This is a genomic window from Ruegeria sp. CJ2 (genome assembly GCF_056536745.1).
Genome location: NZ_JBQFQF010000001.1, coordinates 232,443 through 252,685 on the forward strand (window position 1 = coordinate 232,443; position 20,243 = coordinate 252,685).

Genomic DNA, 20,243 nt, shown 5'->3' on the forward strand with positions numbered 1-20,243 from the left:
ACCTCCCGCCCGGCGGCACCGCCGGGCCGCGCCGACCCGCTCCCATGGGGCGGCGCGTTTGCGCCACCCCTCGGGTCGGTCGCGCCCCTCAGTTCTGCAGATCAACCGTCGAAATTGCGCTCAAGATCACGGCACACCCTGACCCAGATCAAGGACCACCCTCAGCCTCAGTTCTAGTCTCCGCAAAAACACTCAGAACACACGAAGCCCCTATGTCACCGCTGACGCTGATCCTTCACATCTTTCTAGGCTCCACCCTTGCCGGGTCCGCCGTGATTGCGGTTTTGGTCTTGGGCTATGTCTCGTGGACGGCCATGCTGATCGCCGCGATTGCGGGCTTTGTTGCGGCATTTCCTGCCTCATACATGGTGGCGCGCAAGCTGGAAGGTTGAGGCGCGGTTTAGACGCAAAGATCGGAATGTGTTATCCTCCGCCCCGAGGGACCGCGTTCAGGCGGCCTTTTTGATTATATGCTTGCAACGCAAGACCCTCAGAAATGAGAGGTTATTATGCACAAATTCTTAACAGCGACCGCAATCACAGCCCTGACCATCGGCCTGTCCAGCCCCTTTGCTATGGCCGAAAGTTATGACGCCGCCGGCAAGGGGTCGGGCGTAAGCTCGAACCAGGTCTTCGGCATCTCGGACGGGCAGGCGGTGATCAAATCTCAGACCGACTATGACAGTTTCGAGGTTTCCGCCGGTCACCCTTTGGAAGGGGCGACGGGGTCGTGTTTTGGGTCGATGCTGATCAACGGGGCCGAGGTGTCGGGCGCGGGCAATTGCGTCTTTGATACAACCTCCGGCGACAAGGCAGTGATGAGCTGGACCGCCACGGGGATCGGTTCGGACGGCGCATTGACCGGCGACTGGTCGGTATCCGGCGGCACGGGCGGTTGGGCCAGCGCCACGGGGGGCGGCACGTTTTCGTCCTACACCGATCCGGACACGCAGAAATTCGTCAATACGATTTCGGGTAGCTTTGAGCTGAACTGAATTACTATTTTTAACAGGATCTTAGGGAAAGGGCGCTTTGGTCAGAGCGCCCTTTGCGCTGCGTGGCAGGTATGCGCCACCTAAACCCTTCATGAAGTTTCCCTTAGGTTGGTTGCAACCGGCCTTCTTCCTTCCAATCTGTTCAGCACGCCGGACACGGCCCAGACCTTTGGGAGGAGAGCCCATGACCAGATACATGACTGCCGGAGCAGTTGCTTTGGCCACGACACTCACTCTTGGAACGGCTGCGATGGCCGATACCACGCCCGATCTGCGCGGCACATGGGTAGGGACCTATACGACCGTACAGCCCACGCATATGCAGCGCGGGACCGAGCCGCGCTTCAACAAGGCCGAGTGGATGCTGGACGTACAGGTGCAGGAAGACAACGTCTTTTGGGGGCCGAGCCTGTGGCGTCGGGACGGCGACACGGATTGGAACGAGAACGAGGCCACCGGGACAATAAGCCTGGATGGGTCCGGCAAGATCGGGATTGTCGAAACCTTACCCTTGGTGATCGGTGCAAATGCGCTGATCGACGCCCGGTATGAAGAGGGAAAGATTTTTGCGGATTTCCGTAGCCTGAGAAACGGAACGACCTACAGCACCGTTCTGGAACGTCAGGTGAACTGAAGCGACTCCGGCCCGGTTGGGCTGTAGGGGGTACTGGCTGCGATTGCTCGCAGTACGTAATAAGTAATCCCGCCCGGGCCGGGCGCTTCTCAAAAACGGAACCAACGTCTCCGCAGGGAGGAGACGGGTCGGGCGGTAATTCCGCCGTCTGCGACAGGGTCCGGGTCAACCCAAGCTGGAATGCGGCGTTCCATGGTTTGGGTTTTTCGGATCTGGCGACCTTCAGCGCCGCTTTGCAGACGGTTGCAGAGTTGCTGCCCGGCCCCGGTTCCCTTTGTGTGACGCTCATTTGAGGCGAATCCCTTAGGGTCGATTCGAGGGCGCGCGTGTCTGAAAGTTGAAATTTACACCTCACTTTCATGTTTGCAGATGTTTGCACCTGCAGAAACGACCAAAATTTCGGCCCTTCCTTAATGTCTGAACTTTTCCACGATCAAACCTGCGTTCGGGCGCGTTTTCTTGAGTTGTCCACAAAACGCTCCCTGCGGATATCAACATGTTATCCACGGCTAATTTTCATGCTGCAGTGCTATTTTCTTGTCGGGCTACAGCCTGAATGTAACAGTCAGCTTACCGCAGCGGTTCTTAGGAGCCACGGCGGGACGCAAAGGCCAAGGGGGTCTGAGTGGAAGGCGGTATATCTTAGGATATTCCAGCGTTCACAAAGGCTTACCGGTAGATGATTGATCGAGTTGAGCCGAGGCTCGGATCGTTTGATCAACTTCTCAGAAGGTCAATGCGTGCTGCAAGGCGTCCGCAGGCGCTGAGCGGCAGTCGCGGTCCTTGGTTGGGCTGTGACAACTGGATCGGGACGTCCCTCGGGCGTGTCGACCCGGCAAGGCGTCAGGGGTGTCCACACGGGCACATGCAAAGACCGCGTCTGCGCACCTGACGCCTTTTCCTTTTTCGGGTTCCCGGGAATTCACAGGCTGCCACTCTGTCCCCCTTTATGATGGGATCGGGGTTCTTGCTATTGCGCAAGAACCCCGAAGTCGTGTCAGAAATGCAATGCCGCGTCTATGCACCTGTGAGGGAATGATAACGCGGAAGGCCCAGAGTATCAACCATATCTAGGGGCTATGTGTCGCCTTGGCGCAACATAATGGTTGCGGTCAAAGGGCTTGTTGTACGTCAGTGGCCGTATCCGAAATAGCATCGCCCGCTTTTTCAATATCGCGTCCAACGCCTTTTGCCGTTTCGCAGGCAGTCAGTGCAAACAAGGTCAATCCAAGCAGAATTGTGCGGATCATTGCTTTCTCCATAGGTGTTAATTTCGACTTGCGTAGCAGTTTTCCAATGCTGAAACCAGCGTTTTGCTGACGGTTGTGGGGCTGGTCGGACAGACACAAAATGGACCGCTGTCCATGAGATCGGCGTGGTGGAACGGAAGGTCCGTGAGGCATGTCAGAGTGCTGGTCAAAAGGAAACCCAGAAGCCCATGAAATGCGTCGGAAAGGTCGTTTGCCGAAGCACGGAACGCCAGCGCCGGTCGAATGTTTTATTAGGCGCTCAGCCGCGCAACCGCGTCAGGCTGTTTCTTCGGTACAGAAAAGCTCATAGACGACTTCCAGCATGCGGCGCGGCCGGTCATCTGCCAGCCGATAGAAAATAGCTTTTCCTTCGCGGCGGGGTGTCACCAACCCTTCAAGGCGCAAGCGCGACAACTGCTGCGAGACTGCCGCTTGGCGGGCGGATAGTAGTTCTTCAAGCTGCGTGACCGACTTCTCACCGGATACCAGATGACACAGGATCAATAGCCGACCTTCATGGCTGATCGCCTTTAGGAAGTTGGACGCGCGAGCAGCGTTTCCTGCGACGCGTTCGAGGTTTTCAGAAAATGAATCCTGTGAAATCTCAGGTAGTGCCATCTATGTCTTCCTTTTGGGGCCGGGCCTGTAAGTGGTTGGCGGGTTCATTATTGCCGCCAAGAGCGGACGCCTTACCTATTTTGACAACGTATTTCTATACGTAAGAATCAAAATGACGTGATGAGAAAAAGTCAGCCTGCCAGCCTGACATCCCACCGAGCGGGTTGCGACTTGCAAGGCTGAATTCATGCGTCAGGGCCGAATGGTTGCAGATTGCCCTGCGAGTGAATTCAACACGTGCAAGGCATAAGTATGCACCCCCCCTTGCAGCCCCTCGGTGCCGACACTAAGACTCGGGTAATGTTTCTTCGGGTAGTATCCCGATCCATAGCAAGACAGGCAGGTTCCTAATGTTCGATCCCGTTGATACCTATATGAATACGCTCGTTCCGATGGTTGTTGAGCAGACCAGCCGTGGGGAACGCGCATACGACATTTTCTCGCGCCTTCTGAAAGAGCGGATCATTTTCATCAATGGTCCGATCCACGACGGAATGAGCCATCTGGTCGTTGCGCAGTTGCTGCATCTTGAGGCGGAAAACCCGAACAAGGAAATCTCGATCTATATCAACTCGCCCGGTGGTGTCGTGACCAGCGGTTTGTCGATTTACGACACAATGCAGTATATCAAGCCGAAATGTTCGACATTGGTGATCGGTCAGGCGGCCTCCATGGGGTCTGTTTTGCTGGCCGGTGGCGAGAAGGGCATGCGCTTTTCACTGCCAAACAGCCGGATCATGGTTCACCAGCCCAGCGGCGGCTATCAGGGGCAGGCGAGCGATATCATGATTCACGCGGCCGAGACGCAAAAACTCAAAGATCGCCTGTATGACATATACGTACGCCATACGGGGCAGACGAAAAAGGCGGTTGAAAAAGCGTTGGATCGTGACAACTTCATGAGCCCGGAAGAGGCAAAAGACTGGGGTCACATCGACGAAATCGTCGAAAATCGCGCCAAAATGGATGGCGATGAGGCCTAAAATATGGTCCCTGCGTTAAAGGCGCAGGGTACATTTTTGACATTGTAGCCGCCCCGGTGGTGGCCTAAGCTGCAGACACAAGCGGCAAGAACGGCCCAAAGCGGGCCGTAGGGACGAAGCCCGAAAGGTAGAACATGGCGACGAATTCAGGCGGTGACGGCAAGAACACGCTCTACTGTAGCTTCTGCGGCAAGAGCCAGCATGAGGTACGCAAGCTGATTGCCGGACCCACAGTTTTCATCTGTGATGAATGCGTCGAACTGTGCATGGACATCATCCGCGAGGAAACCAAGGCCAGCGGTCTGAAGTCCTCGGACGGCGTGCCAACGCCCAAGGATATTTGTGAGGTTCTGGACGACTATGTGATTGGCCAAGCAACGGCCAAGCGGGTCCTGTCTGTTGCGGTTCACAACCACTACAAACGCCTGAACCATGCCCAGAAAGCGGGCGGCGACATTGAGTTGGCCAAGTCCAACATCCTGCTGATTGGTCCGACCGGTTGCGGCAAGACGTTGCTGGCGCAGACCTTGGCGCGGATTTTGGATGTGCCGTTCACAATGGCGGATGCAACCACGCTGACAGAAGCCGGTTATGTGGGCGAGGACGTCGAGAATATCATTCTGAAGCTGCTTCAAGCCTCAGAGTATAATGTCGAGCGTGCGCAGCGCGGCATCGTCTATATTGACGAGGTCGACAAGATCACCCGCAAGTCCGAGAACCCTTCGATCACACGTGACGTATCGGGCGAGGGCGTACAGCAGGCGCTGCTGAAACTGATGGAAGGCACCGTGGCCAGCGTGCCGCCGCAGGGCGGTCGCAAGCATCCGCAGCAGGAATTCCTGCAGGTGGACACGACGAATATCCTTTTCATCTGCGGTGGTGCGTTTGCTGGTCTGGACAAGATTATCGCACAGCGCGGCAAGGGCTCGGCGATGGGCTTTGGGGCAGACGTGCGCGACAATGATGAACGCGGCGTTGGGGAGATATTCAAGGATCTGGAACCCGAAGACCTGCTGAAATTCGGCCTGATCCCGGAATTTGTTGGTCGTTTGCCCGTTCTGGCGACGCTGGAAGATCTGGACGAAGATGCGCTGGTGACCATTCTGACCAAGCCGAAGAACGCTCTGGTCAAGCAATATCAGCGTCTGTTCGAACTTGAAGACGCCGAGCTTGCCTTCACGGATGACGCGTTGAAAGCGATCGCCAAGAAAGCGATTGAGCGTAAAACCGGTGCACGTGGTCTGCGGTCTATTCTGGAAGATATTCTGCTGGATACGATGTTCGAACTTCCGGGTCTGAAAAACGTGACCGAGGTCGTTGTGAACGAAGAAGCGGTGTCTTCCGACTCGCAACCGCTGATCATCTACGCGGATGCGGCCGAGTCTGCCTCGGCCGGTTAAATTCAAAGTTTCTGGACACATGCGGCGCGGTTCCCCCGCGCCGTTTTTCATGAGGGCGGTATGGCGATTAGACGTATTTCTTCTGGCGGAGAATTTGAGGCCAAAGTCGGATACTGCCGCGCCGTGGTTGCGAATGGGGTTGTCTTTGTCTCCGGAACCTGTGCACAGGGCGACAACATTCCCAAAGATATAGTTGGTCAGTGCAAGTCCGCTTTGGATGCAATAGAAAAAGCGCTGGCTAAGGCTGGGACGAATTTCGCACATGTGGTTCGTGTGAACTATTACCTGCCCGATATGAGTGAATTTGAACTGTGCTGGCCCTTGTTGGTTGAGGCATTCGGAGCCAATCCCCCAGCGGCGACAGTCACCGAATGCAATCTCATCACTCCTGAGGATCGCATTGAAATCGAAGTGACCGCAGTTTTGCCGGAATAGGGGCTGCGGTCTTAGTGGCACTGGACCTTGGCGAGCCTTTGGTCCATATCTGCGGGAGCAGAAATACCGGAGGCAGACGATGGGAATCCTGAATAGTCTTTTGCGGGCCGTAACCTGGTGGAACGGGGCCACTCTGAATACGCAGCTTTATACCGCGCGTAAGGGAGTGAAGGTTGGCGAAGATAACGAGGGCAATGTTTTCTATCGCAATTCCGACGACAGCAAACGCTGGGTTATTTTTAACGGTGAGGCCGAAGCCAGCCGGATCGACCCTGACTGGCATGGATGGCTGCACCGGACCTGGGATGAGCCGCCGACGGACAAGCCGTTGCAGCATAAATCCTGGGAAAAACCGCATCAGGAAAATTTGACAGGGACGGCTCTTGCCTATGCACCTGCAGGTTCGCTGCGCCGACCCGACCCGGTTGAGCGTTCGGACTATGAGGCTTGGACTCCAGAATAAGCGAGGCGCGCAATGTCGAGCTATAATGTAACCGAAGTCCTGGTGGGCGGGGCAGTACTTGCCTGTGCGGTGGCATTTGGCGTTTATGCCAGCCAGTCGACCGGCCTGTCGCAAAGCGGACCGGGATACGAATTGGGTGCATCATTCAGATCGCTCGAAGGTGTCGGTGTCGGCACCGACGTTCGTCTTGCCGGCGTCAAGATCGGGACCGTGACGGGCGTTGAGTTGAATCCCGATACCTACCGTGCGGACACCACATTTTCGATTTCTGATGGGATATTGGTGCCGGATGACAGTGCGATCGTCATCTCATCCGAAGGTTTGCTGGGTGGAAACTTTGTCGAGGTGATGCCCGGTGGGTCGCCCTTCTTTTTCGAACCCGGTGATCAGGTTGAGGATACACAGGGAGCGGTCAGCCTGATTTCGCTTCTGGTCAAGTTCGTGGCCGGGGACGGTGGCGAATGAAGCGCCTGTTTCTGATCGCAGCGCTGCTTGCAGCCACGGGTGCAGCGGGTCAGCAAAAGGTTCAATCCGGCCCGGGCGCGATGCTGCGTGGCTTGGACAAGGTGAATGGCCACACCGTTGATGTCGAGATGCGAAGCGGTCAGACCGAGGCGATATTTGGGTTGGATGTGGCATTGGGCGATTGCCGCTACCCGGCCGATAACCCGACCGGGGACGCCTTTGCCTATCTTACGATTTGGGAAAAAGGCAAGACAGATCAACTGTTTGACGGATGGATGATCGCCACGTCCCCAGCGCTGAATGCGTTGGATCATTCACGTTACGACGTCTGGGTGATCCGCTGTATGACACCGTCCGGCGACTGATCCAGCTCTGCGGTGAAGTCTGCGCTGGCGTTGATCGCCTCTTCCAAGGCCTGTCTGTATTCAGCGCGCGGCACTTCAATCGCGCCCAGTGAAGCCAAGTGCGCAGTCAGAAATTGGGTGTCGAATAGCTGAAAACCGGTTCGCTTTAGCCGATCGACCAGATAGGTCAGCGCAATCTTCGAGGCATCCGTTCGCCGCGAAAACATGCTTTCACCGAAGAACGCAGCACCCAGCGACACTCCGTAGACGCCGCCGATCAGCTCGGAGCCGTCCCAGACTTCTAAAGAGTGGGCATGACCGGATTGGTGCAGGCGTTGATACAGATACCTAAGCTCTGCATTGATCCAGGTATCGGCGCGATCGGCGCAGCCGTCGACGACGCCAGCGAAGTTCTGATTGATGGTAACTGAGAAACCGCAGTTTCGGATTCGCCGTGCAAGGCTGCGGGATATGTGGAACCCGTTCAGGGGGATAACGCCCCGAAACTTTGGATCGACCCAGAACAGGTCCGGGTCGTCGCGGTGTTCGGCCATTGGGAAAATGCCGATGGAATATCCATGCAGCAGAAGTTCGGGAGTAAGGCTCATACAGACAGTCCGACGTTCGAGGGGCAAAAGCCCCTCGAAGTGGTTGTGTTACTCGGCCATATTCTCCGCAAGCCAATGCTCCAGCCAGTGAATGTTGTAGTCGCCGCTGTGGATGTCGGCTTCTTGCAGCAGAGCATGGAACAGCGGCACAGTCGTGTCGATTCCATCCACGATCAATTCACCCAGCGCGCGTTCCAGCCGAGCCAGCGCCTCGGCCCGGTCGCGGCCCTGTACGATCAGCTTGGCAATCAGTGAATCGTAGTAAGGCGGGATCGAGTACCCGTCATAGAGCGCAGAATCCATCCGCACGCCCAGACCACCAGGCGCGTGATAGGCGCTGATCTTGCCGGGGCAGGGCGAGAAGTTGGGCAGCTTTTCTGCGTTGATCCGAACCTCAATTGCGTGGCCATTGATTTCCAGATCGTCCTGACCGAAAGACATGTCCTCGCCTGCGGCCACGCGGATTTGCTCGCGCACCAGATCGACGCCGAAAATGCCTTCGGTTACAGGGTGCTCCACCTGCAGGCGGGTGTTCATCTCGATGAAATAGAACTCACCGTTTTCGTACAGGAACTCGATCGTGCCCGCGCCGATATAGTTGATCTTGGCCACCGCGTCGGCGCAGATTTGACCAATCTTGGCGCGTTCCTCGGGGGTGATGCTGGGGCCGGGGGCCTCTTCAAACACCTTCTGGTGGCGGCGCTGTAGCGAGCAGTCACGTTCGCCTAGGTGGACAGCCTTGCCCTTGCCGTCGCCAAAGACCTGAATCTCGATATGGCGGGGCGTGGTCAGGTATTTCTCGATATAGACCTCGTCATTGCCAAAGGCGGCTTTGCCTTCGGCGCGCGCGGTCATGAAGGCGCTTTCCATCTCATCCGCGGTCTGCGCAACTTTCATGCCGCGTCCGCCGCCGCCAGCGGTGGCCTTGATGATGACGGGATAGCCGAATTCTTCACCGATACGCTTGGCGTCTTCCAGCGTGGGAACGCCGCCATCGGAACCGGGAACGCAAGGGACACCCAGCGCTTTCATCGTGTCCTTGGCAGTGATCTTGTCACCCATCACGCGGATATGTTCGGCGGTGGGACCGATGAAAGTGATGTCGTGGTCTTCGACGATCTGCACGAATTCAGCGTTTTCGGACAGGAAGCCATAGCCGGGGTGGATCGCCTGCGCGCCGGTGATTTCACAGGCCGAGATGATCGCGGGCACGGACAGATAGCTTTGCGGGCTGGGCGGAGGGCCGATGCAGACCGACTCGTCCGCCATGCGCACATGCATTGCGTCGCTGTCGGCGGTGGAATGGACGGCGACCGTCTTTATCCCCATCTCGCGCGCGGCGCGGATGACGCGCAGGGCGATCTCGCCTCGGTTGGCAATCAGGATCTTGTCGAACATGGGGCCGCCTTACTCAACGATGACCAGAGGGGTGCCGAATTCGACGGCGTCACCGTCGCCCACGAGAATACGCTTGATGGTGCCCGATTTGGGTGCGTGGATGTGGTTCATGGTTTTCATCGCCTCGACGATCAGCAGCGTGTCGCCTTCGGACACGGAAGCGCCGACCGAGATGAACGAGGGCGCGCCGGGCTCGGGCTGCATGTAGACGGTGCCCACCATAGGAGAGGTCACCGCACCCGGATGGCTGGCCGGGTCTTCGACGGCGGCCGGTGCTTCGGCCGCAGCAGCCGGAGCCGGAGCCGCAGCGGGTGCAGCCGGGGCCGCAGCCGGAACTGCCACCTGAACCGGCGCAACAGCGGCGGTTTGTGACAAGCGGCTGACGCGTACATTCAGGCTGTCTTCCTCGCCATATTCGCGTTTGACCTGCAGTTCGGTCAGGTCGTTCTCGCGCAGCAACTCGGCCAATGCCTTGATGAATGCCACATCCGCTTCGTGTTTGGTGTCTGTCATGAGTGTCCTCGACGGTTCCCCTTTGGCCCGTCTGTGTCTTGCGGGCTTTGGTCTGATTACGCAGCGTTATAAGCCATGAGCCTTGCCATGAAAAGCGCGTCTCGGCCTGTCAGATGGGGGTTTTAACCAAGTTTTCGAGGGGGAAAAGAGGTTACAGCGGCATTCCGGAAAGTTTTGCAACCAATTCCGGGAGTTTTCGCGCGCCGAATTTCTCAAGCAGCCGGGCGCGATAAGCCTCGATGGTGCGGTAACTCAGGCCCAGTTCGACGCCGATTTCCTTGGCGGACAGGCCCCTGCAGGACAAAATCGCCACTTCGCGTTCGCGCGCTGTCAGCTCGACCAACGGGCGTTCTTCCGAGATGTCGGAAAAGCTCCAGATGCCGTGGCGGAAAGGATCGTCCGGGGTCAGAGAGCGACCGCGCGCGCGGCACCAGAACAGATCCCCGTTTCGTCGCCGCATGACACGCTCGTCCGTGTAGTATCCGGTGTCGCGCATGACCTGAAGACTACGGGCACCAATGCGTTCCCAATCCGCGACCGAAGGGTAAAGGTGCAGCAAAGGCATGTTGCGATAGTCGGCTTCGTCCCCTCCGAACGTCCGTGCGAACTGCAGATTGCAGCGTCGGATGATACGGTTTTCCAACTCGACCAATCCGATAGGAGCGTATTCGAAAGCAGCGTCACTCATTCCGTTATCGTGCCGGGAATTGGCTGGAATTAGAAGGGGTGGCGCTCAGAAAGGCGCCATTATGCCTCTGATAATCGTGCGAATTCTTTGTTAAGGGTGTAAATTTGGTTTGAAAATGTGCTTCTAAAAGATAGAAAAAACTTAAGAGTTTAGAAAAATCTGAACACTTACAAAGATTGGTTCCGCTTGGGGAGGGGCGAGAACATGCGCGACACGCTGACAGGCAGCCGTATTCGAGAGAGGCGACAAATCGCAGGACTGCGGCAGGCAGAGCTGGCGCGTCAGGTCGGTATCTCGGCCTCGTACCTGAACCTGATCGAGCATAATCGCCGCAGGATTGGCGGCAAGCTGCTGGTGGATATTGCCGCGGCATTGGCGGTTGAGCCTTCAGTGCTGACGCAGGGGTTGGAGGCAACGCTCATCTCTGCGCTGCGCGAGGCAGCGGCGGATGCAGTGGGACAACAGGCCGAAGTCGATAGTCTGGAGGAGTTCGCGGGGCGCTTTCCGGGTTGGGCTGCTGTGCTGGCGCAAATGCACAGGCGCGTTGTTTCGCTTGAACGAACGGTTGAAACCCTGTCCGACCGTTTGACCCATGACCCACATCTGGCCGCTTCGATGCACGAGGTCCTGTCCACCGCAGCCGCGATTCGGTCGACCGCAGCGATTCTGGCGGAAACTCAAGAGATCGAACCCGAGTGGCAGGACCGCTTTCATCGAAACCTGCATCAGGACGCCGAACGCCTTGCCGACAGTTCGAAATCCTTGGTTGCCTATCTGGATGATTCTGACACCGCGGATGACCGTCGTGGCGTGCCGCTTGAGGATGCCGAGGCGTTTTTCGAGCAGCGCGGACACCACTTCCCCGAGATGGAGGGCGGTGAAGACAGCGCCACGATAGACCTGAGCGAGATGGACTCGGCGGCAGCGAAAACCGTTACTCGCGGTCTCTTGGACGTCTACGCAACTGACGCAAAGGCCATGCCTCTGGAGGCGGTGAAATCGGCTCTGGCCGGTTCAGAGCCTGATCCAATCAAGCTGGCGGCGCAGTTTTCCGTGGACATTGCGACGGTCCTGCGCCGCTTGGCGGCACTGCCAGACGGTGTGCTGTCGCGACCAACGGGGCTGGTGGTGTGCGATGCCTCTGGGAGTATCCTGTTTACCAAGTCGGTGCCCGGATTTGCGATGCCGCGCTTTGGTGAGGCGTGCCCGCTTTGGCCTTTGTTTCAGGCTTTGAACCGACCCTTGGTTCCGATCCGCAAGCGTATCGTACAGTTGGGCCGGTCGGCTGCCGAGGTTGATTGCTTTGCCTACGCATGGCCGCAGGCAATTTCGGGGTATGACGATGCGCCTGTCTACCGCTCGGTCATGCTGGTCCGTTCCGTCGAAGACGGCGGGCAGGGTGGCCAGCCGGTCGCCAGGGTCGGACCAAGTTGCAGGGTATGTCCCAATACTGACTGTGAGTCGCGTCGGGAGCCGTCGATTCTGAGCGAAGGTTTTTGACACTTTCCTGACAGACGGCGTAAGCTGATACGGACAGGACTGCGGATGGGTATCCTGTCACGGGGAGGAATGAAACATATGAGCCGTAAGGTTCTGCTAATTGAGGATGAGCCGAACATCGCCGAGGCCATTCGGTTCCTGCTGACGCGTGAGGGTTGGCAGGTCGAAACGCACGCCGAAGGGTCGGACGCTGTCGAGGTCATTCAGGGCGCAAATCCTGATCTTGTCATTTTGGATGTCATGCTGCCGGGCAAAAGCGGCATGGATATCCTGCGCGATCTGCGCGAGTTGGACGACCTGCGGGGTCTGCCGGTCTTGATGCTGACCGCACGCGGCCAGCTTCGGGATCGCGAAATGGCCGAAAGCGCGGGCGTCAGCCGCTTTATGACCAAGCCGTTTTCCAATGCCGAGGTCCTGACCGCCGTGCGCGATCTGCACGCACAGGCCACCCAATCATGAGCAACGGCGAAGATCGGCAGCCTCAGGGTGTTCGGCCTTCGCTGTTTCTGGAACGCCAAAGCTATCGCCGTCGTAGGTTGACGGACGCGGCCCGGCTGTTGCCGATTCTCGGGTCTGCGCTGATCGCAATTCCGTTGCTTTGGCCCGAGCCGGGGGAAACCGGGGCGGTCACTTTGTCGTCGGCCATCCTCTATATCTTTACCTGCTGGGGGCTGTTGATACTGATTAGCCTGATCTTTGGCTTCGCCGCCCGTCGCACGGCGGCGCGGGATGACACCGACCCGGACGCGGACCGATGGCAACGCTGAACCTTCTGATCCTTGTCTGTCTGGGCTATGTGGTTCTTTTGTTCGGTGTGGCCTTTGCCGCCGACCGAATGGCAGCCGCAGGTCGCGGCGCGTGGCTGCGGTCCCCGCTGATCTATACGCTGTCTCTGTCGATCTACTGCACCGCCTGGACATTCTACGGCGCGGTTGGAAATGCCGCCCGGTCGGGGCTGGAGTTTGTGACGATTTACCTGGGTCCCACGCTGGTCATGATCAGTTGGTGGTGGGGTCTCAGGAAACTGGTCAGAGTTGGGCGCAGCCAACGGGTGACCTCGATCGCTGACCTGATCTCCTCCCGGTATGGCAAGTCGAATACGCTGGCGATCTGCGTGACCATTCTGGCGGTGCTTGGCGGTACGCCCTATATCGCCCTGCAACTGCAATCCATCACATTATCTTTCTCGATCTTTGCCGAGGCTGACCCGTCTGGCCTTTACCGCGAAGGGTCGAGTGTGTTTTGGGTGGCCGCTGGACTGGCGGTTTTCGCCATCCTGTTCGGGACACGAAACCTGGACGCGAACGAGCGTCACCACGGGGTTGTGACCGCTATCGCTTTGGAATCCGTGGTCAAACTGTTCGCGTTGCTGGCGGTCGGCATCTTTGTCGTTTGGGGGGTTGCAGGCGGCGTTGGGCCGATGATGGATCGCATCGACGCCTCGGAGATTGGTCAATGGAACGTGGACGCGGGGCGATGGACGACGTTTATCTTCTTATCTGCCGCAGCCTTTGTCTGCCTGCCGCGCATGTTTCAGGTCATGGTGGTCGAAAATGCAGATGAAGGACACCTGAGAACGGCGGCCTGGGCGTTTCCGTTATACCTGCTGTTGATGAGCCTGTTTGTGGTGCCGATCGCCGTGGTGGGACTGGACCTGTTGCCAGAGGGGTCGAACCCCGACCTGTATGTTTTGACCGTACCCCTGTCACAGGGCAATGACTGGCTGGCCATGCTGTCCTTCATTGGCGGTTTCTCGTCGGCTACGTCGATGGTGATCGTCACGGCGATGGCCTTGTCGACCATGGTCTCGAACCATCTGGTGATGCCGATCTGGTTGAGTACTCAAGAAGGGTCAGGGTCCGTATCCGGCGACGTTCGGCATGTTGTATTGGTCGCGCGCCGTGTCTCCATCGCAGCTATCATGGCGCTGGGCTTTTTCTATTATCGACTGTCCGGTGGCGGCGCGGCGCTTGCTTCAATTGGACTTGTGGCCTTCGCCGGTATTTCTCAGATCCTGCCCGCTCTGGTCGGCGGATTGTTCTGGCGCGGGGCAACGCGGACAGGGGCGCTGGTCGGGCTGACCGTGGGGTTCCTTCTGTGGATCTACACGCTCCTTCTGCCCGGAATGGGTGGGGCGCTGATGTCCGACTCGGTTCTGCAGTACGGCCCGTTTGGGATCGGCTGGCTGCGGCCGCAGGCGTTGTTCGGGATCGAAGGTATGGATCCCATGGTCCACACGGTCATGTGGTCGCTGTCCCTGAATACCGTCGCTTTCTGCGTGGCGTCGCTGCTGAGTTTTCCCAGCCCGCTGGAACGCTTGCAGGGCGCGCAATTCGTCAACGTCTTTGATCACTCGGTCGCGCCGCGTGGGTGGACCGGCTCCGTTGCGCAGAGCGAGGACTTGATGATCATGACCCAGCGTATTCTGGGGGCCGGTCCCGCGCAGGAGTTCTTTCAGGCCGAGGCTGAACAACAAGGCGGACGGTCAAGTCTGCCCGAACCAACACCCGCGTTTCTTGAGCGTCTGGAGCGTGAACTGAGCGGCTCGGTCGGGGCAGCGACGGCTCATGCCATGATCGGCCAGATTGTCGGCGGGTCTTCGGTGTCGGTCGAGGACCTTCTGGCGGTGGCAGACGAATCCGCGCAATTGCTGGAATATTCCAGCCAGTTGGAAGTGAAATCTGCCGAGCTTAGCCGTACAGCCCTGCAATTGCGCGAAGCGAATACCAAGCTGACCCAGATATCGGAGCAGAAAGACAATTTCTTAAGTCAGGTCAGTCATGAATTGCGCACGCCTATGACCTCGATCCGGGCGTTTTCCGAGATCATGCGGGACACAGACGGTTTGACCGACGAAGAGCAAACCCGCTATGCCGCAATCATCCATGACGAGGCACTGCGGCTGACGCGGTTGTTGGATGACTTGCTGGATCTGAGCGTTTTGGAAAGCGGTCAGGTCAGCTTGAATATGGGCGGCGATACCCTGCGCTCGGTTCTGGATCGGGCGGTATCGAGCGCGTTGGCCGGGACCAGCAAAACCCTCACGGTCCGACGCTCTAAAACGTCCGAGCGCATCCCGCTTCACACGGATCTGGATCGTCTGGGGCAAGTATTCATCAACCTGATTTCCAACGCCCAGAAATATTGCGACGCAGTTGAGCCGGTCCTGACCATTTCTGCGCACGATGTAGGGGGGCAGGTTGTAGTCGATTTTGCGGATAACGGCAGCGGTATCCCCGCAGAAGCGCGGTCCATGGTGTTCGAAAAATTCGCGCGCGTAGGTGGTGACAAGGCAGGCGGGGCCGGGTTGGGCCTGGCGATCTGTCGCGAGATTATGCAGCGTCTTGGCGGCGATATCAGCTATTTGCCGGGGCAGGGCGGGGCTGCATTCCGCGTGCGGGTGCCGCTGGCCTATCGACAAGCAGCGCAGTGAGCCGGACGTAAAGGCAATCGTAACCAGTGCCGGAGTAAACCGAACACTAGACACAGTTATGATTGACGGCTCCGGGCATGGCACAAACGGTCACCACAGCGTTGACGAAAAAACTATCTGCAAGCCAGGATGAACGCGGCGGGCCGCCGAATTCGGTTCTTCGCGCCCTGCGCTTGGCACTTGCCCGTACTGCCGCAGATCGGATGCAGCTACCGTTGTCGGTCATCGCGGCAAGGCAGGCATCCCGATCGGTTGATGAGCTTGCGGGGTTTGCCGGCGACAACTGGTTGTTGCTGCTTCTTCTGAATGGCGAGGGCGTCTCGGCTGCAGTCTGCATGGACATCGAAACCGTTTCGGCCATCGTGCAAGTGCAGACCATTGGCGAGGTGACATCAACGACACCCGCGCCACGGGCCTTTACCGATACGGATGCTGCGATGGTTGCGCCGTTGGTTGAAGATGCATTTACTCGCGCAACCCGGTTGGTTGCAGAAGAACATGAACAGGCAAGTCTGACGGGCTATCAGTACAAGCTGCGGCTGGCTGATCTTCGGGCGCTGTCACTGGCCATGACGGAAGACGCTTACGTCTCATATGATCTGACAGTCGAGTTAGGCGGGGGTTTGCGGCAGGGCCGGATTTCGGTACTTCTTCCCGAACTGGCGGGCCCAGAAGATCCTGAGCGTTGCGAGGATGCGGGGCCTCATATCGAACAGGCGTCGGGTGTGCTGCGCGCCGAGTTGAATACCGTGATTTGCCGAATGACGTTGCCCTTGGCTTCGTTTTCAGCCCTTACAGCGGGGGACGTGTTGCCTTTGACCGGAGCAAGGCTTGATCGAGCCCAGTTGCTGACGATCGACCGGGTGCGCGCGGCAGTGGGGCGTCTGGGGCAATGCGGCGGGATGCGCGCCATCCGACTGAATGAATATGAGCCGCGCGATGTGACGTCACAAACTGAAACGCAGGACTTCCTTGAAGCGCGCACATCGGCAATCCAGCCAACGACAGAGTTGTCCGTAGACCCCATTCAGGCAGACGCGCACATGACTGGCACCATCGACAGTGCGTTGGAGTTTAGCGACTCAGACCAGATAGCCGCGGAAATTTCAAAGCTGGCTGGCCTGGACGGTGACGCAGGTCAGGTGACGTGACCCCTAGGGATCACTCTGCCGCGTTTCGGATCTGATCAAGTGTGGGACGAAGGTTTTCCAGCGCGTAGCCTGCCTTGGTTGTTGCGTCCAGAATATCGTCTGTGCTCATCCGGTCGCATTGCCCCAATGCCCAGACAACCGAACACCGCGTGCCGGATGCGCAATACGCCAAAACCGGTCCGCTGCAGCTTTCGGCCAACTCGCGCTGGCGGGCGACGTTTTCGGGTGTCATTGTCTGATGCGTCAGTTCCAGAACCTCATAATCCAAACCCGCGGCACGAACGGCTTCGCCAATCGCGTCAGACTGCATGTCCAAGGGAACTTCGGTATTCGGCCGGTTGCAAATAACCTTGACGAAACCAGCGTCGGCTATGGCTGAAACATCCTCGACCGTGATTTGCGGCGAGACGGCGTAGCGGGGGGTAATGCGGCGAATCTCCATCCCAATTGCTTAGGCTGCGTTTGCAGTTCTGTCCAGTTGCGCCCCTACAGTCGGTGCGGCGTACATTCCGGCAATCATGGCGGCCAGAAAAACAAGTCCGCCGACGCCGCCATAGGTGACCGAGGCGATGGCTGGCCCCGGGCACAGCCCGGACAGGCCCCACCCCATGCCGAACAGAACAGACCCGACAACAAGCCGCCGATCCAGTTCGGGGGGTGACATGGTTGGGAAAGACCCGCCGGTCAGGGGACGGCGATGTTCAGTCATTCGCCAGGCAAACAGCATCGGGACGATCGCTCCACCCATCACGAAGGCGAGTGTCGGGTCCCAATTCCCGAACACGTCCAGCCAGCCCTGAACTTTGGTGGTGTCCGTCATGCCCGAGATCAACAGGCCCGCGCCGAACAGGGAACCGGCAATCAGAGAGACCAGCAAGCGCATCAGATCACCCCCCACATGTGTCGCAGAACCGCGAGTGTGATCGCGCCAGCTGCGATGTAGATAATCGTGGCCACAATTCCGCGGAGCGAGAAGCGGGATATCCCGCAGACCCCATGTCCCGACGTGCATCCATTGGCGATCCGAGTACCGACCCCGACCAGCAGTCCCGCGAAAATGATGACCGCGAAATTGCCGGTCAGATGGGTTTCTGGCGTTGGTGACATCAAAGGGCGAAGAAGCAGGGGCATTCCAACAAGCCCCGCGACAAAAGCCAAACGCTCCAAGGTGCGATCACTGCTGTCGACCAAGCCGCCCAAGATGCCGCTGGCCCCCATGATCCGGCCATTTCCAAGCAGATAAACGGCCGCACCCAGACCGATCAGCAAGCCCCCGGCCAATCCCAAAATCCATTCCAGTTGCATGGTTTGTACTTGCTCCTAAACAGGTTGGGTTCACAGCTTATTCACTGGAATCTTTAGGAAAACATCGCCTTCTTCATCCGCAGGAGGCATCTGCCCCGCGCGCATGTTGACCTGCAGTGACGGCAGGATCAGACGTGGCATGCCAAGCGTCGCATCCCGAGCATCGCGCATTTTGACGAATTCCTCGACCGAGCGCCCCTGACCGATATGAACATTGAGCGCCTTCTGCTCTCCGACCGTTGTTTCCCACGCATACTCGTCGCGGCCCGGTGCCTTGTAGTCGTGCCCGACAAAGATGCGCGTCTGATCGGGCAAAGACAGAATTTTCTGGATCGACGCAAAGAGCATTTCCGAGGATCCGCCCGGAAAATCGCATCGCGCTGTCCCGAAATCGGGCATGAACAGGGTGTCCCCCACAAAGGCCGCGTCTCCGATGACATAGGTCAGGCAAGCCGGAGTGTGGCCGGGCGTATGCAGAACATCGCCGCGCATTTGCCCCACGTGAAAGCTGTCGCCCTCGCGGAACAAGGCGTCGAATTGGCTGCCATCGCGTTGGAACTCGGTCCCTTCGTTGAAGATTTTGCCAAACGTCTCCTGAATGGTGACGATCTGATCTCCTATCCCGATTTTACCGCCCAGTTTCTCTTGCAGGTAGGGGGCCGCTGACAGGTGGTCGGCATGGACATGGCTCTCCAGAATCCATTCGACTTTCAAATCGTTGGCCTGAACATGTTCGATAATCTTGTCTGCCGAACTGGTGTTTGTACGGCCGGACGCGTGGTCAAAGTCCAGGACACTGTCGATAATGGCACAGGCCGTCCCCTCGGGTTCCTGCACAAGGTAGGACACCGTAAATGTATCGGTATCAAAAAACGCTTTCACCTTCGGTGTCATCTTGCCCTCCGTCAGACTGTCTTATTCGTATATCAATTTCGGAATGTATAGGGGTAAAAAATCCGTGAATTGATGCTTGTCAAGGCAGGGTAATTCAGATCGGCCTAGAATTTAACCATTCCGCAGGTGACTGCCGAAACCGTATTTTTGACAAGCGGGTTTTTGCGTGTTCCCGAGTTAAGATCAGCAGGTCTTAAAACGGTTACCTATATGTGGGTAAATAAGGCGCCATTTGGGAGGATGGAAATGTCTACAGTTAACTTGTATTCCGAAGCCGAGCGACTGGAAGAAAAGTTGCAGGGAGCGTGCCTTGAAACACGTCTTGCGTTGCAGCCGAGCGTCACGAAGGTCATTGAGCGGATGCGTCAGCAGGGTGTTCATGTCCCCTCGCGCCTGCGTCGACTGGATGCAGCCTTGTGTGAGGATGCGATGGAAGCACAGTTCGACAATTTGCCTGTTTAGGCTGCAGGATCAGCTGAACGAGATACCCAGAATAACCAGCATCAGTCCGATCACGGACAGAAAGAGGGATGCCAAATTCCAAGGCAATACTCCTTGAACGGTCGCGCGCAACTCGTCGTCGGACAGTCCGGATTTGCGCGCCTTCATCACGTGCAGGATGCACCAGACGAGTCCCAACAGTCCGGCAAGCGACAGGGCGGCTCCGCCCCAGGTGATGATTTCGAACATGGTTTTCCGCATCAGGCCAAAGAGTTTCTTTGCGCTTATCGGATACCCGTGCGTCGTACAAGTCCGATGCCTGATTGTCCGCTTGCGGCGGGTGCTGCGTCCATGTATCCGGCTTAGTGCCGATTTGCGGCAGCAGACTTCAGCCTCTGGGAGAGAATAAATGGAAGACATGACCGAAGATCAGGCCGCCGCCAACTATCGCGTTACTGCCGGAGAGCTGCGCCAGTTTATCGAACGGTTTGAGCGTCTGGACGCTGAAAAGAAAGACATCGCAGAGCAGCAGAAAGAGGTCATGGCCGAAGCCAAAGCGCGCGGCTACGACACCAAGGTCATGCGCAAGGTGATTGCCCTTCGCAAACGTGACAAGGACGATATCGCAGAAGAGGAAGCGGTATTGGAGATGTACAAAGAAGCGTTAGGCATGAGCTGAGGAATTGGAATTCGCGGTGTCGTTCAGGCTTTGCCGTCTTTGATGC

Annotated in this window: 27 protein-coding genes; 16 read left to right on the top strand and 11 right to left on the bottom strand. The window is 57.8% G+C overall.

All coding sequences use genetic code 11. From position 1 onward, the window contains the following. The first annotated feature begins 212 nt into the window (after positions 1–212). The 3 genes from ACR0MS_RS01140 (at position 213) to ACR0MS_RS01150 (ending at position 1,629) form a co-directional block, all read left to right on the top strand. The gene (locus tag ACR0MS_RS01140) at positions 213–392 is read left to right on the top strand and encodes a CTP synthetase (protein WP_480568037.1); all 180 of its coding nucleotides are present in this window, start codon (positions 213–215) and stop codon (positions 390–392) included. Between the two features lie 117 nt (positions 393–509). Next, positions 510–995: a hypothetical protein gene (locus ACR0MS_RS01145; protein WP_480568039.1), complete on the top strand. Its 486-nt coding sequence runs from the start codon at positions 510–512 to the stop codon at positions 993–995. A gap of 184 nt (positions 996–1,179) precedes the next feature. Continuing rightward, positions 1,180–1,629 (top strand): hypothetical protein, encoded by a 450-nt coding sequence (locus ACR0MS_RS01150; protein ID WP_480568041.1) that lies wholly within the window; start codon positions 1,180–1,182, stop codon positions 1,627–1,629. A 1,112-nt stretch (positions 1,630–2,741) separates the two neighbouring features. Here the strand turns inward: ACR0MS_RS01150 and ACR0MS_RS01155 are convergent. Then, positions 2,742–2,879 (bottom strand): entericidin A/B family lipoprotein, encoded by a 138-nt coding sequence (locus tag ACR0MS_RS01155; RefSeq protein WP_480568043.1) that lies wholly within the window; start codon positions 2,877–2,879, stop codon positions 2,742–2,744. Positions 2,880–3,155: 276 nt separating this feature from the next. Next, positions 3,156–3,497, bottom strand: coding sequence for an ArsR/SmtB family transcription factor (locus tag ACR0MS_RS01160; RefSeq protein ID WP_480568045.1), 342 nt, complete (start codon positions 3,495–3,497; stop codon positions 3,156–3,158). A gap of 350 nt (positions 3,498–3,847) precedes the next feature. Between ACR0MS_RS01160 and ACR0MS_RS01165 the strand changes: the two genes are divergently transcribed. The 6 genes from ACR0MS_RS01165 to ACR0MS_RS01190 all read left to right on the top strand — a co-directional run bounded on the left by ACR0MS_RS01165 (position 3,848) and on the right by ACR0MS_RS01190 (position 7,608). Then, complete coding sequence (locus ACR0MS_RS01165; protein ID WP_039970058.1) at positions 3,848–4,480, top strand: ATP-dependent Clp protease proteolytic subunit; 633 nt, start codon at positions 3,848–3,850, stop codon at positions 4,478–4,480. Positions 4,481–4,614: 134 nt separating this feature from the next. Further along, positions 4,615–5,880 (top strand): ATP-dependent Clp protease ATP-binding subunit ClpX, encoded by a 1,266-nt coding sequence (clpX, locus tag ACR0MS_RS01170; RefSeq protein ID WP_480568047.1) that lies wholly within the window; start codon positions 4,615–4,617, stop codon positions 5,878–5,880. 60 nt (positions 5,881–5,940) lie between these two features. Further along, a complete protein-coding gene (locus ACR0MS_RS01175) occupies positions 5,941–6,315 on the top strand; it encodes a Rid family hydrolase (RefSeq protein WP_480568049.1) in 375 nt (124 codons plus the stop codon). Between the two features lie 79 nt (positions 6,316–6,394). Next, positions 6,395–6,778 (top strand): NADH:ubiquinone oxidoreductase subunit NDUFA12, encoded by a 384-nt coding sequence (locus ACR0MS_RS01180; RefSeq protein ID WP_480568051.1) that lies wholly within the window; start codon positions 6,395–6,397, stop codon positions 6,776–6,778. Between the two features lie 12 nt (positions 6,779–6,790). Beyond that, on the top strand, positions 6,791–7,243 hold the full coding sequence (gene mlaD / locus ACR0MS_RS01185) for an outer membrane lipid asymmetry maintenance protein MlaD (protein WP_170565449.1): 453 nt from the start codon (positions 6,791–6,793) through the stop codon (positions 7,241–7,243). Continuing rightward, positions 7,240–7,608 (top strand): DUF2155 domain-containing protein, encoded by a 369-nt coding sequence (locus ACR0MS_RS01190; protein ID WP_480568053.1) that lies wholly within the window; start codon positions 7,240–7,242, stop codon positions 7,606–7,608. Before mlaD ends, ACR0MS_RS01190 begins: the two co-directional genes overlap by 4 nt. Here ACR0MS_RS01190 and aat read toward each other — a convergent pair. The 4 genes from aat to ACR0MS_RS01210 all read right to left on the bottom strand — a co-directional run bounded on the left by aat (position 7,563) and on the right by ACR0MS_RS01210 (position 10,794). Further along, positions 7,563–8,195, bottom strand: coding sequence for a leucyl/phenylalanyl-tRNA--protein transferase (gene aat, locus ACR0MS_RS01195; RefSeq protein ID WP_480568055.1), 633 nt, complete (start codon positions 8,193–8,195; stop codon positions 7,563–7,565). The two genes, ACR0MS_RS01190 and aat, sit on opposite strands and share 46 nt — an antisense overlap. Before the next feature lie 48 nt (positions 8,196–8,243). Then, positions 8,244–9,593, bottom strand: coding sequence for an acetyl-CoA carboxylase biotin carboxylase subunit (gene accC, locus ACR0MS_RS01200; protein WP_480568057.1), 1,350 nt, complete (start codon positions 9,591–9,593; stop codon positions 8,244–8,246). Positions 9,594–9,602: 9 nt separating this feature from the next. Further along, positions 9,603–10,106: an acetyl-CoA carboxylase biotin carboxyl carrier protein gene (gene accB, locus ACR0MS_RS01205; RefSeq protein ID WP_480568059.1), complete on the bottom strand. Its 504-nt coding sequence runs from the start codon at positions 10,104–10,106 to the stop codon at positions 9,603–9,605. A 151-nt stretch (positions 10,107–10,257) separates the two neighbouring features. Continuing rightward, positions 10,258–10,794, bottom strand: coding sequence for a helix-turn-helix domain-containing protein (locus ACR0MS_RS01210; protein ID WP_171121938.1), 537 nt, complete (start codon positions 10,792–10,794; stop codon positions 10,258–10,260). A 204-nt stretch (positions 10,795–10,998) separates the two neighbouring features. Between ACR0MS_RS01210 and ACR0MS_RS01215 the strand changes: the two genes are divergently transcribed. From ACR0MS_RS01215 to ACR0MS_RS01235, 5 genes are all read left to right on the top strand, one after another. Further along, complete coding sequence (locus ACR0MS_RS01215; protein WP_480568061.1) at positions 10,999–12,294, top strand: helix-turn-helix domain-containing protein; 1,296 nt, start codon at positions 10,999–11,001, stop codon at positions 12,292–12,294. Between the two features lie 78 nt (positions 12,295–12,372). Further along, complete coding sequence (locus tag ACR0MS_RS01220) at positions 12,373–12,753, top strand: response regulator (RefSeq protein WP_170414510.1); 381 nt, start codon at positions 12,373–12,375, stop codon at positions 12,751–12,753. Beyond that, positions 12,750–13,061 carry a hypothetical protein gene (locus ACR0MS_RS01225; protein WP_480568063.1) on the top strand — a complete coding sequence of 104 codons (312 nt, stop codon included), beginning with the start codon at positions 12,750–12,752 and terminating at the stop codon, positions 13,059–13,061. Before ACR0MS_RS01220 ends, ACR0MS_RS01225 begins: the two co-directional genes overlap by 4 nt. Continuing rightward, positions 13,049–15,727 carry an ATP-binding protein gene (locus ACR0MS_RS01230; protein WP_480568065.1) on the top strand — a complete coding sequence of 893 codons (2,679 nt, stop codon included), beginning with the start codon at positions 13,049–13,051 and terminating at the stop codon, positions 15,725–15,727. Before ACR0MS_RS01225 ends, ACR0MS_RS01230 begins: the two co-directional genes overlap by 13 nt. 77 nt (positions 15,728–15,804) lie before the next feature. Then, the gene (locus ACR0MS_RS01235) at positions 15,805–16,878 is read left to right on the top strand and encodes a FliM/FliN family flagellar motor C-terminal domain-containing protein (RefSeq protein ID WP_480568067.1); all 1,074 of its coding nucleotides are present in this window, start codon (positions 15,805–15,807) and stop codon (positions 16,876–16,878) included. A 10-nt stretch (positions 16,879–16,888) separates the two neighbouring features. Here ACR0MS_RS01235 and ACR0MS_RS01240 read toward each other — a convergent pair whose 3' ends face one another. From ACR0MS_RS01240 to ACR0MS_RS01255, 4 genes are read right to left on the bottom strand one after another with little or no spacing between them, the layout of a single operon-like run. After that, positions 16,889–17,320 (bottom strand): protein tyrosine phosphatase family protein, encoded by a 432-nt coding sequence (locus ACR0MS_RS01240; protein WP_480568069.1) that lies wholly within the window; start codon positions 17,318–17,320, stop codon positions 16,889–16,891. Positions 17,321–17,329: 9 nt separating this feature from the next. Beyond that, positions 17,330–17,761: a DUF6691 family protein gene (locus ACR0MS_RS01245; RefSeq protein WP_480568071.1), complete on the bottom strand. Its 432-nt coding sequence runs from the start codon at positions 17,759–17,761 to the stop codon at positions 17,330–17,332. Further along, on the bottom strand, positions 17,761–18,183 hold the full coding sequence (locus ACR0MS_RS01250) for a YeeE/YedE family protein (RefSeq protein ID WP_480568073.1): 423 nt from the start codon (positions 18,181–18,183) through the stop codon (positions 17,761–17,763). Before ACR0MS_RS01250 ends, ACR0MS_RS01245 begins: the two co-directional genes overlap by 1 nt. Before the next feature lie 30 nt (positions 18,184–18,213). Next, positions 18,214–19,077: an MBL fold metallo-hydrolase gene (locus ACR0MS_RS01255; protein ID WP_480568075.1), complete on the bottom strand. Its 864-nt coding sequence runs from the start codon at positions 19,075–19,077 to the stop codon at positions 18,214–18,216. 246 nt (positions 19,078–19,323) lie between these two features. Here ACR0MS_RS01255 and ACR0MS_RS01260 point away from each other — a divergent pair, with 246 nt between their 5' ends. Next, positions 19,324–19,539, top strand: coding sequence for a hypothetical protein (locus tag ACR0MS_RS01260; RefSeq protein WP_480568077.1), 216 nt, complete (start codon positions 19,324–19,326; stop codon positions 19,537–19,539). A gap of 9 nt (positions 19,540–19,548) precedes the next feature. Here the strand turns inward: ACR0MS_RS01260 and ACR0MS_RS01265 are convergent, their stop codons facing one another. After that, positions 19,549–19,767, bottom strand: coding sequence for a hypothetical protein (locus tag ACR0MS_RS01265; RefSeq protein WP_171122335.1), 219 nt, complete (start codon positions 19,765–19,767; stop codon positions 19,549–19,551). A 160-nt stretch (positions 19,768–19,927) separates the two neighbouring features. Between ACR0MS_RS01265 and ACR0MS_RS01270 the strand changes: the two genes are divergently transcribed. Continuing rightward, positions 19,928–20,197: a DUF2312 domain-containing protein gene (locus tag ACR0MS_RS01270; protein WP_480568079.1), complete on the top strand. Its 270-nt coding sequence runs from the start codon at positions 19,928–19,930 to the stop codon at positions 20,195–20,197. Positions 20,198–20,243 lie beyond the last annotated feature (46 nt).